The 14,679-nt window shown below is 71.9% G+C and carries 13 protein-coding genes; 12 read left to right on the top strand and 1 reads right to left on the bottom strand.

Features of this window, described 5'->3' with window-relative positions; genetic code table 11:
* Window positions 1-214: 214 nt before the first annotated feature.
* From ftsZ to ABTY20_RS01830, 6 genes are all read left to right on the top strand, one after another.
* Window positions 215-1,408 (top strand): cell division protein FtsZ, encoded by a 1,194-nt coding sequence (gene ftsZ / locus ABTY20_RS01855; protein WP_351995043.1) that lies wholly within the window; start codon window positions 215-217, stop codon window positions 1,406-1,408.
* On the top strand, window positions 1,405-2,133 hold the full coding sequence (gene pgeF / locus ABTY20_RS01850; RefSeq protein ID WP_351995042.1) for a peptidoglycan editing factor PgeF: 729 nt from the start codon (window positions 1,405-1,407) through the stop codon (window positions 2,131-2,133). The genes ftsZ and pgeF overlap by 4 nt, the downstream gene beginning before the upstream one ends.
* A 6-nt stretch (window positions 2,134-2,139) precedes the next feature.
* Window positions 2,140-2,859 carry a YggS family pyridoxal phosphate-dependent enzyme gene (locus ABTY20_RS01845; protein WP_351995041.1) on the top strand — a complete coding sequence of 240 codons (720 nt, stop codon included), beginning with the start codon at window positions 2,140-2,142 and terminating at the stop codon, window positions 2,857-2,859.
* Between the two features lie 128 nt (window positions 2,860-2,987).
* Window positions 2,988-3,629 (top strand): cell division protein SepF, encoded by a 642-nt coding sequence (locus tag ABTY20_RS01840; RefSeq protein ID WP_351995040.1) that lies wholly within the window; start codon window positions 2,988-2,990, stop codon window positions 3,627-3,629.
* A 49-nt stretch (window positions 3,630-3,678) separates the two neighbouring features.
* On the top strand, window positions 3,679-3,966 hold the full coding sequence (locus ABTY20_RS01835) for a YggT family protein (protein WP_019521941.1): 288 nt from the start codon (window positions 3,679-3,681) through the stop codon (window positions 3,964-3,966).
* Between the two features lie 55 nt (window positions 3,967-4,021).
* A complete protein-coding gene (locus tag ABTY20_RS01830) occupies window positions 4,022-5,257 on the top strand; it encodes a DivIVA domain-containing protein (protein WP_351995039.1) in 1,236 nt (411 codons plus the stop codon).
* Window positions 5,258-5,499: 242 nt separating this feature from the next.
* On the opposite strand, the gene ileS is transcribed toward ABTY20_RS01830, so the two are convergent.
* Window positions 5,500-8,643 (bottom strand): isoleucine--tRNA ligase, encoded by a 3,144-nt coding sequence (gene ileS, locus ABTY20_RS01825; protein ID WP_351995038.1) that lies wholly within the window; start codon window positions 8,641-8,643, stop codon window positions 5,500-5,502.
* Between the two features lie 579 nt (window positions 8,644-9,222).
* Here ileS and ABTY20_RS01820 point away from each other — a divergent pair.
* The 6 genes from ABTY20_RS01820 (at window position 9,223) to ABTY20_RS01795 (ending at window position 14,677) form a co-directional block, all read left to right on the top strand.
* A complete protein-coding gene (locus tag ABTY20_RS01820) occupies window positions 9,223-10,104 on the top strand; it encodes a TraR/DksA C4-type zinc finger protein (protein ID WP_351995037.1) in 882 nt (293 codons plus the stop codon).
* A 65-nt stretch (window positions 10,105-10,169) separates the two neighbouring features.
* A complete protein-coding gene (lspA, locus tag ABTY20_RS01815; protein WP_351995036.1) occupies window positions 10,170-10,760 on the top strand; it encodes a signal peptidase II in 591 nt (196 codons plus the stop codon).
* Window positions 10,761-10,803: 43 nt separating this feature from the next.
* Window positions 10,804-11,748, top strand: a complete 945-nt coding sequence (locus tag ABTY20_RS01810) for an RluA family pseudouridine synthase (protein ID WP_351995035.1) — start codon at window positions 10,804-10,806, stop codon at window positions 11,746-11,748.
* Window positions 11,745-12,212 (top strand): GNAT family N-acetyltransferase, encoded by a 468-nt coding sequence (locus ABTY20_RS01805; protein ID WP_351995034.1) that lies wholly within the window; start codon window positions 11,745-11,747, stop codon window positions 12,210-12,212. The genes ABTY20_RS01810 and ABTY20_RS01805 overlap by 4 nt, the downstream gene beginning before the upstream one ends.
* 87 nt (window positions 12,213-12,299) lie before the next feature.
* A complete protein-coding gene (locus ABTY20_RS01800) occupies window positions 12,300-13,886 on the top strand; it encodes a Na+/H+ antiporter (protein WP_351995033.1) in 1,587 nt (528 codons plus the stop codon).
* Window positions 13,887-13,936: 50 nt separating this feature from the next.
* Window positions 13,937-14,677 (top strand): SDR family NAD(P)-dependent oxidoreductase, encoded by a 741-nt coding sequence (locus tag ABTY20_RS01795; RefSeq protein WP_351995032.1) that lies wholly within the window; start codon window positions 13,937-13,939, stop codon window positions 14,675-14,677.
* The last annotated feature ends 2 nt before the right edge of the window (window positions 14,678-14,679 follow it).

Genomic DNA, 14,679 nt, shown 5'->3' with positions numbered 1-14,679 from the left:
AGGTTCGGCGTGTTCGTTGAACGGGCGCCGCTTGTCGACTTAGTGTCCTGTTCGGAAGACTCCAGGGAACAGGCACACTGGTAACCCTAAACTTCAACGTTAGGGTTCGGGTCGGCGCTACGGACCGTCCCATTCGGCATCAGTCGTCGGGTCGCGGGGGCATCAGTGCTTCAGCGGTCGGGCGACACGTAACTCGAGGCGAGAGGCCTTCGACGTGGCAGCACCGCAGAACTACCTCGCAGTCATCAAAGTCATCGGTGTCGGCGGCGGTGGTGTCAATGCCATCAACCGGATGATCGAGGTCGGTCTCAAGGGCGTCGAGTTCATCGCCATCAACACCGACGCGCAAGCCCTGTTGATGAGCGACGCCGACGTCAAGCTCGACGTCGGCCGCGAACTCACCCGCGGACTCGGCGCCGGAGCCAACCCGGCCGTCGGCCGCAAGGCCGCGGAGGACCACCGCGAGGAGATCGAGGAGGTCCTCAAGGGGGCCGACATGGTCTTCGTGACGGCCGGCGAGGGCGGCGGCACCGGCACCGGCGGCGCTCCCGTCGTGGCCAACATCGCCCGCTCGCTCGGCGCCCTCACCATCGGCGTGGTCACCCGCCCGTTCACCTTCGAGGGGCGGCGTCGCGCGAACCAGGCCGAGGACGGCATCGCCGAGCTCCGCGAAGAGGTCGACACCCTCATCGTGATCCCGAACGACCGGCTGCTGTCCATCTCGGACCGCCAGGTGTCGGTCCTCGACGCCTTCAAGTCGGCGGACCAGGTGCTGCTCTCCGGCGTCCAGGGCATCACCGACCTCATCACCACGCCCGGCCTGATCAACCTGGACTTCGCCGACGTGAAGTCGGTCATGTCGGAGGCGGGCTCCGCCCTCATGGGCATCGGCTCGGCCCGCGGCGACGACCGCGCGGTGGCCGCCGCCGAGATGGCCATCTCCTCGCCCCTGCTGGAGGCCTCCATCGACGGCGCCCGCGGTGTGCTGCTCTCCATCTCCGGCGGCTCCGACCTCGGTCTGTTCGAGATCAACGAGGCCGCCCAGCTGGTCAGCGAGGCCGCTCACCCCGAGGCCAACATCATCTTCGGCGCGGTGATCGACGACGCCCTCGGCGACGAGGTCCGGGTCACCGTGATCGCGGCCGGCTTCGACGGCGGCCAGCCGCCGGCCAAGCGGGACAACGTCCTCGGCTCCTCCTCGGCCAAGCGCGAGGAGCCGGCCCCGGCGCGCCAGCCGGAGAGCCGCCCGTCCTTCGGCTCGCTCGGCAGCGTCACGCCGAAGGAGGACCCGGAGCCGGTGGCGCCGGAGCCGGTGCACGACATCCCGGTCGTCCAGCCCCCGGTCCCGCCGTCGCGGACCTACGACAGCGCGGCCGAGGAACTGGACGTACCGGACTTCTTGAAGTGATAGGACAGCGCGAGAGCGTGAGCGGCGCGCACTTCGCCTTCACCGACCGGTGGGGCGGGGTGAGCGCCGCTCCGTATGAGGAGCTCAACCTCGGCGGGGCCGTCGGCGACGACCCCGGCGCCGTGCGGGCCAACCGCGAACTGGCCGCCGGGTCGCTCGGCGTGGACCCGGCCCGGGTGGTCTGGATGAACCAGGTGCACGGGGCCGACGCGGTCGTGGTCGACGGGCCCTGGGGCGAGGACCCGGTCCCCGAGGTGGACGCGATCGTCACCGCGCGGCGCGGACTCGCCCTCGCGGTGCTCACCGCCGACTGCGTGCCGGTGCTGCTCGCCGACCCCGTCGCGGGTGTCGTCGCCGCGGCCCACGCGGGCCGGCCCGGCATGACCGCCGGGATCGTCCCCGCCGCCGTGCGGGCCATGACCGGACTCGGCGCCGACCCCTCCCGGATCGTCGCCCGCACCGGACCCGCGGTCTGCGGCCGGTGCTACGAGGTGCCGGAGGCGATGCGCGCCGAGGTGACCGCCGCCGAACAGGCGGCGCACGCCGAGACGAGTTGGGGCACGCCGGCGGTCGACGTCTGCGCCGGGGTGCACGCGCAGCTCGAACGGCTCGGGGTGCGCGACCGGGAGCGTTCGCCGGTGTGCACGCTGGAGTCGGACGATCACTTCTCGTACCGTCGCGACCGCACCACCGGGCGGCTCGCGGGCTATGTGTGGCTGGACTGATGGGGCATGACGGACCGTAGGGACGAACTCGCCGCGAACCTGGCGAGAGTGGAGGAGCGGATCGCCGCCGCGTGCGACGCCGCCGGACGCGGACGGGACGAGGTGACCCTGATCGTGGTCACCAAGACCTACCCCGCGAGCGATGTGCGGATCCTGTCCGGGCTCGGGGTGCGTCACGTCGCCGAGAACCGGGACCAGGACGCCGCCCCCAAGGCGGCGGAATGCGCGGATCTGCCCCTTACCTGGCACTTCGTCGGTCAGCTTCAGACCAACAAGGTGCGCTCTGTGGTGGGTTATGCCGATTTCGTGCAGTCCGTCGACCGGCCCCGGCTGGTGACGGCCCTCGCCAGGGAGGCCGCGCGGGCCGGGCGCGAGGTCGGCTGTCTGATCCAGGTCGCGCTCGACGCCGACGAGGGCGGCCGGGGTGAGCGCGGAGGCGTGGCGCCCGGCGGCGTCGCGGAGTTGGCCGAACTGGTCGCGCGCTCCGAGGGGCTCAGGCTCGACGGCCTGATGACCGTCGCCCCGCTCACCGGGGAGTACGCGGGACGCGAACGGGCGGCGTTCGAGCGGTTGATGGATGTGTCGACCGACCTGCGCCGGACCCATCCGGCTGCGAACATGGTCTCGGCGGGGATGAGCGCGGACCTCGAGCAGGCCGTGGCCGCCGGGGCGACACATGTGCGCGTCGGCAGTGCGGTACTCGGAGTCCGCCCCGGGCTCGGGTAACGTCGCCAAGAAGTCGGACCACAGCAGAAAATATGGTCAGTTCCGCCGAACAGCGGACGTAAGACCCAGTGGATCGCGGGCACTCGGCGGTCGTCAGCGGATCCACCACAGAGCGGAGGACTAGGAGCATGGCCGGCGCGATGCGCAAGATGGCGGTCTACCTCGGCCTCGTGGAGGACGATGGGTACGACGGCCGCGGATTCGACCCAGACGACGACTTCGAACCCGAACTCGACCCGGAGCCCGAGCGGGATCACCGGCGGCACGAGCCGTCGCACCAGCCGCACGTCTCACATCAGCCCCAGAGGGACGAAGAGGTGCGAATCGCCCATCCTCCCGCGCCGCGCGAACCGATCGCCCGATCCGCTTCGCTCCCCGCGGAATCGCCACGCCCGGCGCGGATCGCGCCCGTGGCATCCATCACACAAGAACGCGCAAGCCTGGAGAAGAACGCACCGGTGATCATGCCCAAGGTCGTGTCGGAACGAGAGCCTTACCGGATCACCACGCTTCACCCCCGGACCTACAACGAGGCCCGTACCATCGGGGAACACTTCCGTGAGGGCACGCCGGTGATCATGAATCTGACCGAGATGGACGACACGGACGCGAAGCGACTTGTCGACTTCGCGGCCGGTTTGGTGTTCGGTCTTCACGGCAGTATCGAGAGGGTGACGCAGAAGGTGTTCCTGCTGTCTCCTGCTAACGTCGATGTCACGGCGGAGGACAAGGCCCGCATCGCAGAGGGCGGGTTCTTCAACCAGAGCTGAGACGCAGGACCGGATCAAGAGCGGTACAGGGGAGAGGGAAAAGCAGGCCATGAGCGTGTTCGCGCAGGTGATCTACATCGCGCTGATGGTGTTCCTCATCGTGCTGATCTTCCGTTTGGTCATGGATTACGTGTTCCAGTTCGCCCGCTCGTGGCAACCCGGCAAGGCGATGGTGGTCGTCCTGGAGGCCACCTACACTGTCACCGATCCACCGCTGAAGCTTCTGCGGCGGTTCATCCCGCCGCTGCGTCTCGGGGGCGTGGCGCTCGACCTGTCCTTCTTCGTCCTGATGATCATCGTCTGGATCCTCATCTCCGTCGCACAGAGGTTTGTGTGATGAGGATGGACGATACGGTCTTGCCGACTGCCGATGACTACGTTGAGGTGAAGAGATGCCGTTGACCCCCGAGGACGTGCGGAACAAACAGTTCACGACCGTCCGCCTCCGAGAAGGCTATGACGAGGACGAGGTCGATGCCTTCCTCGACGAGGTCGAAGCCGAACTGACGCGTCTGCTCCGCGAGAACGAGGACCTGCGCGCCAAGCTGGCCGCGGCCACGCGCGCGGCCGCCCAGAACCAGCAGAACATGCGCAAGCCCCCCGAGCCGCAGGACCAGCAGCAGCAACAGCAGGGGCCGCCCCAGGGCATGCCCCAGCAGGGGATGCCGCAGCAGGGCATGCCCCAGCAGGGGATGCCTCCGCAGGGGATGCCGCAGCAGGGCATGCGAGGTCCCGGCGCTCCGGTGCCCGCCGGCATATCGGGCCCGCCGCAGCAGCAGATGGGTGGCCCCATGGGTGGCCCGCCCCAGCTGCCGAGCGGTGCTCCTCAGCTGCCCGCCGGCCCCGGCGGACAGGGTGGCCCGCAGGGTCCCGGCCCCATGGGTCAGGGTCCCGGGCCGATGGGCCAGGGTGGTCCGATGCAGGGGCAGATGGGCCCCGGTGGCCCGATGGGCGGTCCCATGGGCGGTCCCGGTATGCCCGGTCAGGGCGGTCCCGGTATGCCCGGCCAGGGCGGCCCCGGCGGCGACAGCGCCGCGCGCGTCCTGTCGCTGGCCCAGCAGACCGCGGACCAGGCGATCGCGGAGGCCCGTTCCGAGGCCAACAAGATCGTGGGCGAGGCGCGTTCGCGTGCCGAGGGTCTCGAGCGGGACGCCCGTGCCAAGGCGGACGCCCTGGAGCGGGACGCGCAGGAGAAGCACCGCGTCGCGATGGGCTCCCTGGAGTCCGCCCGCGCCACGCTGGAGCGCAAGGTCGAGGACCTGCGCGGCTTCGAGCGCGAGTACCGCACGCGGCTGAAGTCCTACCTGGAGTCGCAGCTGCGCCAGCTGGAGACGCAGGCGGACGACTCGCTCGCCCCGCCGCGCCAGCCCGCGAGCGCCGCGCCGTCGCTGCCGCCGTCCCCGGCGCCCTCGATGGCTCCGGCCGGCGCCGGTGCGCCGTCCTACGGCGGCAACCAGGGGATGGGCGGAGGCCCCGGCGGCCAGTCCGGCCCGTCGTACGGCGGTCAGCAGCAGATGCAGCCCGCGATGACCCAGCCGATGGCGCCGGTGCGTCCGCAGGGCCCCTCGCCGATGGGTCAGGCGCCCTCGCCGATGCGCGGCTTCCTGATCGACGAGGACGACAACTGACGGCCCCACGGCCATGAGTACGGCGTAGCAGTCGGCAGCGTTCAGGGCGGGCCCCGGGTTCACGAACCCGGGGCCCGCCCTTTCGTCACGCGTGTTCACCGGGTACGCGGCGTTTGTTCGGCCATGGGCACGGTGTCCGGCGGGCGCAACGCCGAGGGCCGGACACCGGCACGGCCCCGGGCACCGGCACGGCCCCGGCACGGCCCCGGGCCCCGCGCGGGGCCCGGGGCCCGCCCGGCGCCTTACGCCTTGCGCAGGCGGAAGGAGAGCGACAGGCCTTCGTCGGTGAACGGCGTGCCGTACGTGCCGTCGGCCTCGCCCCGGGCGAAGTCCGTCGCCAGCACCTCGTCGGCGATCAGCTCCGCGTGCTCCGCCAGCGCGGCCACCGTCGCCGGGTCCGTCGCCGTCCAGCGCAGGGTGATCCGGTCGGCCACGTCGAGGCCGCTGTTCTTGCGGGCCTCCTGGATCAGCCGGATCGCGTCACGGGCGAGGCCCGCGCGGCGCAGTTCCTCGGTGATCTCCAGGTCGAGGGCGACCGTCGCACCGGCGTCGGACGCCACCGACCAGCCCTCGCGCGGGGTCTCCGTGATGATCACCTCGTCCGGGGCGAGGGAGATCGTCTCGCCGTCGACCTCCACCGAGGCCGTGCCCTGGCGCAGGGCCAGGGAGAGCGCGGCGGCGTCCGCGTGCGCGACCGCCTTGGCGACGTCCTGGACCCGCTTGCCGAACCGCTTGCCCAGCGCGCGGAAGTTGGCCTTCGCCGTGGTGTCCACCAGCGAGCCGCCCACCTCGGACAGCGACGCCAGCGACTCGACGTTCAGCTCCTCGGTGATCTGCGCGTGCAGTGCGGGGTCGAGGCGGTCGAAGCCGCCCGCCGCGATCAGCGCGCGCTTCAGCGGCTGGCGGGTCTTCACGCCCGACTCCGCGCGCGTGGCCCGGCCCAGCTCCACGAGCCGGCGCACCAGCACCATCTGCTGCGACAGCTCCGGGTCGATCGCGGACAGGTCCGCCTCCGGCCACGAGGACAGGTGCACCGACTCCGGGGCGCCCGGGGTGACCGGAACGATCAGGTCCTGCCAGACCCGCTCGGTGATGAACGGGGTCAGCGGGGCCATCAGCCTGGTGACCGTCTCCACGACCTCGTGCAGGGTGCGCAGCGCGGCCTTGTCGCCCTGCCAGAAGCGGCGGCGCGAGCGGCGGACGTACCAGTTGGACAGGTCGTCGACGAACGCGGACAGCAGCTTGCCGGCGCGCTGGGTGTCGTACCCCTCCAGCGCCTGGGTCACCTGGTCGGTGAGCGCGTGCAGTTCGGACAGGAGCCAGCGGTCGAGCACGGGCCGGTCGGCGGGGGCCGGGTCGGCCTCGCTCGGCGCCCAGTTCGACGTACGGGCGTACAGGGCCTGGAAGGCGACCGTGTTCCAGTACGTCAGCAGCGTCTTGCGGACGACCTCCTGGATGGTGCCGTGGCCCACCCGGCGGGCCGCCCACGGGGAACCGCCGGCCGCCATGAACCAGCGCACCGCGTCGGCGCCGTGCTGGTCCATGAGCGGGATCGGCTGCAGGATGTTGCCCAGGTGCTTGGACATCTTGCGGCCGTCCTCGGCGAGGATGTGACCGAGGCAGACGACGTTCTCGTACGACGACTTGCCGAAGACCAGCGTGCCGATCGCCATCAGCGTGTAGAACCAGCCGCGGGTCTGGTCGATGGCCTCGCAGATGAACTGCGCCGGGTAGCGGGCCTCGAACAGCTCCTTGTTCTTGTACGGGTAGCCCCACTGCGCGAACGGCATCGAACCCGAGTCGTACCAGGCGTCGATGACCTCCGGCACGCGCGTGGCCGTCGTGCCGCAGCCGTCCTGCGGGCAGGCGAAGGTGATCTCGTCGATGTAGGGGCGGTGCGGGTCGAGGCCCGACTGGTCGGTGCCGGTCAGCGCGGTGAGCTCCGCACGGGAGCCGACGACCGTGAGGTGGTCCTCCTCACAGCGCCAGACGGGCAGCGGGGTGCCCCAGTAGCGGTTGCGGGACAGCGCCCAGTCGATGTTGTTGTTCAGCCAGTCGCCGTAGCGGCCGTGCTTGACCGTGTCGGGGAACCAGTTGGTGTTCGCGTTCTCCCGCAGCAGCTCGTCCTTGACGGCCGTGGTGCGGATGTACCAGGACGGCTGCGCGTAGTAGAGCAGCGCGGTGTGGCAGCGCCAGCAGTGCGGGTAGCTGTGCTCGTACGGGACGTGCCGGAAGAGCAGGCCGCGCTCGTCGAGGTCCGCGGTGAGCTTCTCGTCGGCCTTCTTGAAGAAGACGCCGCCGACCAGGGGGACGTCCTCCTCGAAGGTGCCGTCGGGGCGGACCGGGTTGACGACGGGCAGGCCGTAGGAGCGGCAGACCTTGAGGTCGTCCTCGCCGAAGGCGGGGGACTGGTGGACCAGACCCGTGCCGTCCTCGGTGGTGACGTACTCGGCGTTCACCACGTAGTGCGCCTCGGCCGGGAACTCCACCAGCTCGAACGGACGCCGGTAGGTCCAGCGCTCCATCTCGGCGCCGGTGAAGGACCGGCCGGTGGTCTCCCAGCCCTCGCCGAGGGCCTTGGCGACCAGCTGCTCGGCGACGACCAGCTTCTCCTCGCCGTTCGTGGCGACGACGTAGGTGACCTCGGGGTGCGCGGCGACCGCCGTGTTGGAGACCAGGGTCCACGGGGTCGTCGTCCAGACGACCAGCGCGGCCTCGCCGGCCAGCGGCCCCGAGGTGAGCGGGAAGCGGACGTAGACGGACGGGTCGACGACCGTCTCGTAGCCCTGGGCCAGCTCGTGGTCGGACAGGCCGGTGCCGCAGCGGGGGCACCAGGGGGCGACGCGGTGGTCCTGGACCAGCAGGCCCTTGTCGAAGATCTCCTTCAGGGACCACCAGACGGAGTCGACGTACTCCGGGTCCATGGTGCGGTAGGCCTCGTCGAGGTCGACCCAGTAGCCCATGCGGGTCGTCAGCTCGGTGAAGGCGTCGGTGTGGCGGGTCACCGACTCGCGGCACCTGGCGTTGAACTCGGCGATGCCGTACGCCTCGATGTCCTGCTTCCCGGAGAAGCCGAGCTCCTTCTCGACGGCCAGCTCCACCGGCAGGCCGTGGCAGTCCCAGCCGGCCTTGCGGGCCACGTGGTAGCCGCGCATGGTGCGGAAGCGGGGGAAGACGTCCTTGAAGACGCGGGCCTCGATGTGGTGGGCGCCCGGCATGCCGTTGGCGGTGGGCGGACCCTCGTAGAACACCCACTCGGGGCGGCCCTCGGACTGCTCCAGGCTCTTGGCGAAGATCTTCTGCTCACGCCAGAACTCGAGCACCGCGCGCTCCAGCGCGGGCAGGTCGACCTGGGCGGGTACCTGGCGGTACGTCGGCGTTGTCATCAGCGGGCTTCCTCCGGCGGACTTGCTGCCTTCCGTCCGGAGGGACGAGAGCTGTGTCGATCCCTGCGCCACCGTCGGCGCGCTCCCGCGGTACCACCCTCCTTGGCCCCCCGGTGCGACGTGCGCTCCGGTGAGCCCCCTCATTGGGCTCGCGATGCCGGTTCTACCGCCCCGGGCAGGGGTTTCTTCCGGCGGCTCCGGGGTGATCTTCACGTCGCGCTCGCCCCCGGGCTCACACCGTCCCCGGGTCGCTCTGGGCTGCGTACGCCGCTACTCGTCCCCATCCACGCTTTTCGCTCCGCCCAGTGTACGGCGCGCCGGGGACGGCGGCCGACCGGTTTCCCGCCCGCCGTACCGTCCGCCCTCCCCCGAATGGTGAGGCGCGCCCGTCCGGATCCCGGGAGGTTCCTGCCGGGGGCATACCCGGCGGGGAGCTGGGCACAACGCATGCAGGTTCGCCGCGAGGCGTCCGGGGGCGAGGGAATCGGGCGGTGTGCCCCGTTGCCGCGGGCCTCGAGTCGATTTATCGTCCCAGCACGATTCGCGTGCAAGATCATGATATGTGAAGGGGCCGCGGCCATGGTGGCGAAGAAGACCGCCGTACAGCAGCCGGCACCGTCCGGCGGCCCCGGACCCGCTCGGGACGGCGGGGCCGGGGCGTCGGACGGGCCGGCCGGAGCCGCGCCCGCACGGACGACGGCGCGGCGGCAGCCCGCCGGGCGGACTGCTGCCGGGAGGCGGGCCGCCGGGGCGGAGCCCGCGAAGAAGGCGCCGGCCGGGAAGACCTCCGCCGGGAGGCGGGCCGCCGAAGCGGTGGCCGGTGACGTGGGCGGGTCTGACGGGGGCCGGGCGGGGAAGAAGGTGGCGGGGGGCCGGGGGGCCGGTGCCGCCGGGGCCGGTGGGCCCGAACGGGATGTGGCCGGGCACAGCACGGCCGATGACGCGGGCGCGGTGGACGCCGCGGCGCAGACGGGAGCGACGACGGTGAGTGCGAAGAAGACTCCTGGCACGGTCACGGCGGAGAAGAACGCCGTGCCCAAGGCCCGGATCGGCGCGGCCGAACCGGGCGACCTCGCGGTACGCCCGGGCGAGGAGCCCTGGACCCCGGAAGAGGTCGAGGGGGCACGGACCGAGCTGACGTCCGAGGCGCTGCGGCTGCGCGAGGAGATCGCCTCCTCCGAGCAGTCGCTGGCCGGCCTGATGCGGGACTCCGGCGACGGTGCCGGCGACGACCAGGCGGACACCGGCACCAAGAACATCACGCGCGAGCACGAACTGGCGCTCGCCGCGAACGCGCGCGAGATGCTCACCCAGTTCGAGCACGCCCTCCAGCGGCTCGACGCCGGCACCTACGGCCTCTGCGAGAACTGCGGCGACCCCATCGGAAAGGCCCGGATGCAGGCCTTCCCCCGGGCCACCCTGTGCGTCGAGTGCAAGCAGAAGCAGGAACGGCGGTACTGATCGGCGGGCGCGCGGGGCGTGCCGTACCCTCGTCCTCAGTCAGGTACCTAGGCTGAGGGACTCACGTGGCAGAGGCGGAGCGCATCATCGGTACGCCGGACACCCCGGACGCGGACCGGGAGGAGCGGGAACGGGCCGGCACCGGGGCGGCGGAGGCCGGGCGGCCCCGCGGCAAGCGGCGGATCGCCGTGCTGTTCACCGTCGCCGTGTTCGCGTACGCCCTCGACCTGATCAGCAAGATGGTCGTGGTCGCCAAGCTGGAGCACCACGAGCCCATCGAGATCGTCGGGGACTGGCTCCGCTTCGAGGCGATCCGCAACGCGGGCGCGGCCTTCGGCTTCGGCGAGGCCTTCACCGTGATCTTCACGGTGATCGCGGCAGCCGTGATCGTGGTGATCATCCGCCTCGCCCGCAAGCTCCACAGCCTGCCGTGGGCGATCGCGCTGGGCCTGCTGCTCGGCGGCGCCCTCGGCAACCTCACCGACCGGATCTTCCGCTCGCCGGGCGTCTTCGAGGGCGCGGTGGTCGACTTCATCGCGCCCAAGGGCTTCGCCGTGTTCAACCTGGCGGACTCGGCGATCGTGTGCGGCGGCATCCTGATCGTGCTGCTGTCGTTCCGGGGCCTCGACCCGGACGGCACCGTCCACAAGGACTGAACGCGCGTACGGGGTCACCGGTCCCGTCCGGCATACTCGACGGGTGAGCACGATTCCCGAGATCCGTACCCTGCCCGTGCCCGACGGCCTGGAGGGCGAGCGCGTCGACGCCGCCATCTCCCGCATGTTCGGCTTCTCCCGCACCAAGGCGGCCGAGCTCGCCGCCGCGGGGAAGGTCACGGTCGACGGGTCGGTGGTCGGCAAGTCCGAGCGGGTCAGCGGCGGCGCCTGGCTCGAGGTGGAGATGCCGCAGGCGCCCGCGCCGGTGCAGGTGGTCGCCGAGCCGGTCGAGGGCATGGAGATCGTGCACGACGACGACGACGTGGTCGTGATCGTCAAGCCCGTCGGCGTCGCCGCCCACCCCTCGCCGGGCTGGACGGGCCCGACGGTGATCGGCGGCCTCGCCGCCGCCGGGTACCGCGTCTCGACCTCCGGCGCCGCCGAGCGCCAGGGCATCGTGCACCGCCTCGACGTGGGCACCTCCGGCCTGATGGTGGTCGCCAAGTCGGAGCGCGCGTACACCTCGCTGAAGCGCCAGTTCAAGGAGCGCACGGTCGACAAGCGCTACCACACGCTCGTCCAGGGCCACCCCGACCCCACCAGCGGCACCATCGACGCCCCCATCGGCCGTCACCCGCAGCACGACTACAAGTGGGCGGTCACCGCGGAGGGCAAGCCGTCCGTCACGCACTACGACCTCGTCGAGGCGTTCCGCGCCGCGTCCCTCCTCGACGTCAAGCTGGAGACCGGCCGCACCCACCAGATCCGCGTCCACATGGCCGCCCACCGGCACCCCTGCGTCGGCGACCTGACCTACGGCGCCGACCCCACGCTCGCCAAGCGGCTCCGGCTGACCCGCCAGTGGCTGCACGCCGTACGCCTCGGCTTCGAGCACCCCGGCGACGGGCAGTGGGTGGAGTTCTCCAGCGACTACCCCGACGACCTGCAGCAGGCGCTGGACCGGGTCCGCGAGGAGACCTACGCATGAGCGACCCGTACACGGTCCGCGTGGCGGACGGGCCCGCCGACCGCGAGGCGTGCTTCGCGGTCCGCAAGGAGGTCTTCGTCGCCGAGCAGGGCGTCCCCGAGGACATCGAGTACGACGCCCACGACGCCGGCGCCGTCCACGTGCTGGCGGTCGCAGAGGACGGCACACCGCTCGGCACCGGACGGCTGCTGCACGGCGCGGCCGCCGCGGCGAAGAACGGCGGCGACCCGGACGTCGGCTCCCTGGGCCGGCTCGCGGTGACGCGCCGGGCGCGGGGCCTCGGCGTCGGCGCGGCACTGGTGCGGGCCATCGAGGAGGCGGCCCGCACGCGGGGACTCACCGCCGTGGACCTGCACGCGCAGACCCACGCCCTCGGTTTCTACGAGCGGCTGGGCTACGAGGCCTACGGACCGGAGTTCCCGGACGCGGGGATACCCCACCGGGCCATGCGGCGCGTGCTGTAACGCGGACCGGCGAACGCCCCGGCGGGGCGGCGGCATGGCAGGCTGGAAGTCCGCTGACCGATCGTCGACCCCCCGGGAGCACCGTCCGTGGATCAGTTGGCCCTGCTGTTCGCCCTGCTGCTCGGGGCGGTGGTGAGCGTTCCGGTGGGGGAGCGGCTGGGGCTGCCGGCACCGGTGCTGATGACGGTCCTCGGGATCGTCCTGGCACTGCTGGAGTTCGTGCCGAACGTCGACGTCCCGCCGGAACTGATCCTGCCGCTGCTGCTGCCGCCCCTGCTCTACGCCGCCGTGCGCCGCACCTCCTGGCGCCAGTTCGCGGCGAACGTCAGACCGATCCTCCTGCTGGCCGTGGCGCTGGTCTTCGTCACCACCCTGTGCGTGGCCGTCGTCGCCCACGCGATCGTGCCGGGACTGCCGCTGGCCGCCGCCGTCGCCCTCGGCGCCCTGGTCGCGCCCCCCGACCCGGTCGCGGCGACCGCCGTCGCCGGGAAGCTGGGACTGCCGCGCCGGCTGGTGTCGATCCTGGAGGGCGAGGGACTGTTCAACGACGTCACGGCCATCGTCCTCTACCACGTGGCGATCGCCGCCGCCGTGAGCGGAACCTTCTCGCCCTGGCGGGCCGGTCTCGACCTGGTGCTGTCGGCCGTGGTGGCGATCGCGGTCGGGCTCGTGCTCGGCTGGTGCACCGACAAGGCGATGAGCCTGCTCGGCGACCCGACCCTGCAGGTCGCCCTGACCCTGCTGGTGCCGTTCGCCTCCTACGTCCTGGCCGAGGAACTGCACGGCTCGGGCGTCCTCGGGGTGCTCGTCACCGCGCTGTTCCTGGTGGAGTACGCCACCGACGCCGACGACGTCATGGCCCGGCTCGCCGGGCACACCTTCTGGGACATCGTGGACACCCTGGTCACCGGCGTCGCGTTCGGGCTGGTCGGCCTCGAACTGCACAACGCGGTCGAGACCGCGAACGGGCACTGGGGCGAGCTGCTCACCTGGGCGGCGGCGGTCGTCGGCGTGGTCGTCCTGGTCCGGCTGGCGTGGCTGCTGCCGGCGACCTGGCTGACGAAGCGGCTGCACACCGTGCGGGACGTCGGCGAGGACATCCCGGTGAGCTGGCGCGAGACCGTGGTGATGTGGTGGTCGGGGATGCGCGGGGTGGCCTCCGTCGCGCTGGCCCTCGCCATTCCGCTGGAGATCGACGGCGGGGACGACTTCCCGGCCCGGGGCGAGATCGTCTTCATCGCGTTCGGCGTGGTGCTGGCGACGCTGCTGGTGCAGGGGCTCACCCTGCCGTGGCTGGTCAAGAGGCTGGGGGTGCGGGGCGACACCGAGCGGGAGAAGGAGCTCGAGCGGCAGCTCGCGATCCGCGCGGCGAAGGCGGCGAAGCGGCGGCTGCGCGAGATCGAGCAGGTCGAGGACCTGCCCGAGGAGCTGGCCGAGCAGATGCTGCGCAGGTCGGTCGACATCGGGGTGCGGATCAGCCCGGACATGGCGGAGGACGAGCGCCGGGAGGCGTACCGGCAGCGGGCGCGGCGGCTGAAGCGGGTGCGGCGGATCGAGGGGGAGATGCTCAGCGCCGCGCGGCACGAGGTGCTGACGGCACGCAGCGAGCAGGGAGCCGATCCCGAGGTGGTGGACCGGGTGCTGCGCCATCTGGACGTGCGGAGCCTGCGCTGAGACGCCGCGAAATGCCGCCGTCGGCGGCATTTCCTCCGTAGGGTCCGGGCATGACTCGGAATGTTGTGATCAGCGGGGGCGGTACCGGCATCGGACTGGCGACCGCGCAGGTGTTCGCCGCCGACGGGGACCAGGTGCTGCTGCTCGGGCGGCGTCGGGACGTCCTGGAACGGGCGGCGGTGCCGGGCGCCCTGACCTACGCGGCGGATCTGGCCGATCCGGAGGCCGTACGGGGCGTGGCGGGCTTCGTGGGCCGCGAGTTCGGGGCGGTGGACGTACTGGTCCACTCGGCCGGGGGCAACGGGCTGCTCGAGCCCCCGGTCGGCGCCGACGACCCGCTCGACGCGGTCGCCCGCGACTGGACGATCAACTTCCGGCTCAATGTGCTGACCGCCGTGCTGCTCACCGAGGCCCTGCGGGACCGGCTCGCCGAGCCCGGCGGACGCGTGCTCTTCCTCAGCTCCATCGCCGCCTTCCGCGGCTCCGGACGGAGCTCGTACGCGGCGGCCAAGGCGTCACTGCACCCGTACGCCCACGACCTGGCCCGGCGGCTGGGGCCGCACGGCATCACCGTGAACGTGGTCGCGCCCGGCTACGTCGAGGACACCGGGTTCTTCGGCGACGGCGTGGACGGGGAGCGGCGGGCGCAACTGATCGCGGAGACGTCGGACAAGCGGGCGGGGACGCCCGGGGACGTCGCCGCGACCCTGCACTGGCTGGCCTCCCCGGGCGCCGCGCACCTCACCTCGCAGATCATCCAGGTCAACGGAGGAGCCGAACGGGGCCACTGAGG

Origin of the sequence: Streptomyces sp. NPDC126497 (genome assembly GCF_040302425.1) — a bacterium.
Classification (GTDB): domain Bacteria; phylum Actinomycetota; class Actinomycetes; order Streptomycetales; family Streptomycetaceae; genus Streptomyces.
Note: the sequence above shows the minus strand (reverse complement) of the source record. Positions and strands in the feature narration are given on the sequence as shown.

Bases quoted from the DNA above. Each gene is read 5' to 3' on its own strand.
- ABTY20_RS01845 (WP_351995041.1), top strand. From the start codon at position 2,140: ATGACGGACCGTAGGGACGAACTCGCCGCGAACCTGGCGAGAGTGGAG.
- ABTY20_RS01840 (WP_351995040.1), top strand. From the start codon at position 2,988: ATGGCCGGCGCGATGCGCAAGATGGCGGTCTACCTCGGCCTCGTGGAG.
- ABTY20_RS01835 (WP_019521941.1), top strand. From the start codon at position 3,679: ATGAGCGTGTTCGCGCAGGTGATCTACATCGCGCTGATGGTGTTCCTC.
- ABTY20_RS01830 (WP_351995039.1), top strand. From the start codon at position 4,022: ATGCCGTTGACCCCCGAGGACGTGCGGAACAAACAGTTCACGACCGTC.
- ileS (WP_351995038.1), bottom strand. From the start codon at position 8,643: ATGACAACGCCGACGTACCGCCAGGTACCCGCCCAGGTCGACCTGCCC.
- ABTY20_RS01820 (WP_351995037.1), top strand. From the start codon at position 9,223: ATGGTGGCGAAGAAGACCGCCGTACAGCAGCCGGCACCGTCCGGCGGC.
- ABTY20_RS01805 (WP_351995034.1), top strand. From the start codon at position 11,745: ATGAGCGACCCGTACACGGTCCGCGTGGCGGACGGGCCCGCCGACCGC.
- ABTY20_RS01795 (WP_351995032.1), top strand. From the start codon at position 13,937: ATGACTCGGAATGTTGTGATCAGCGGGGGCGGTACCGGCATCGGACTG.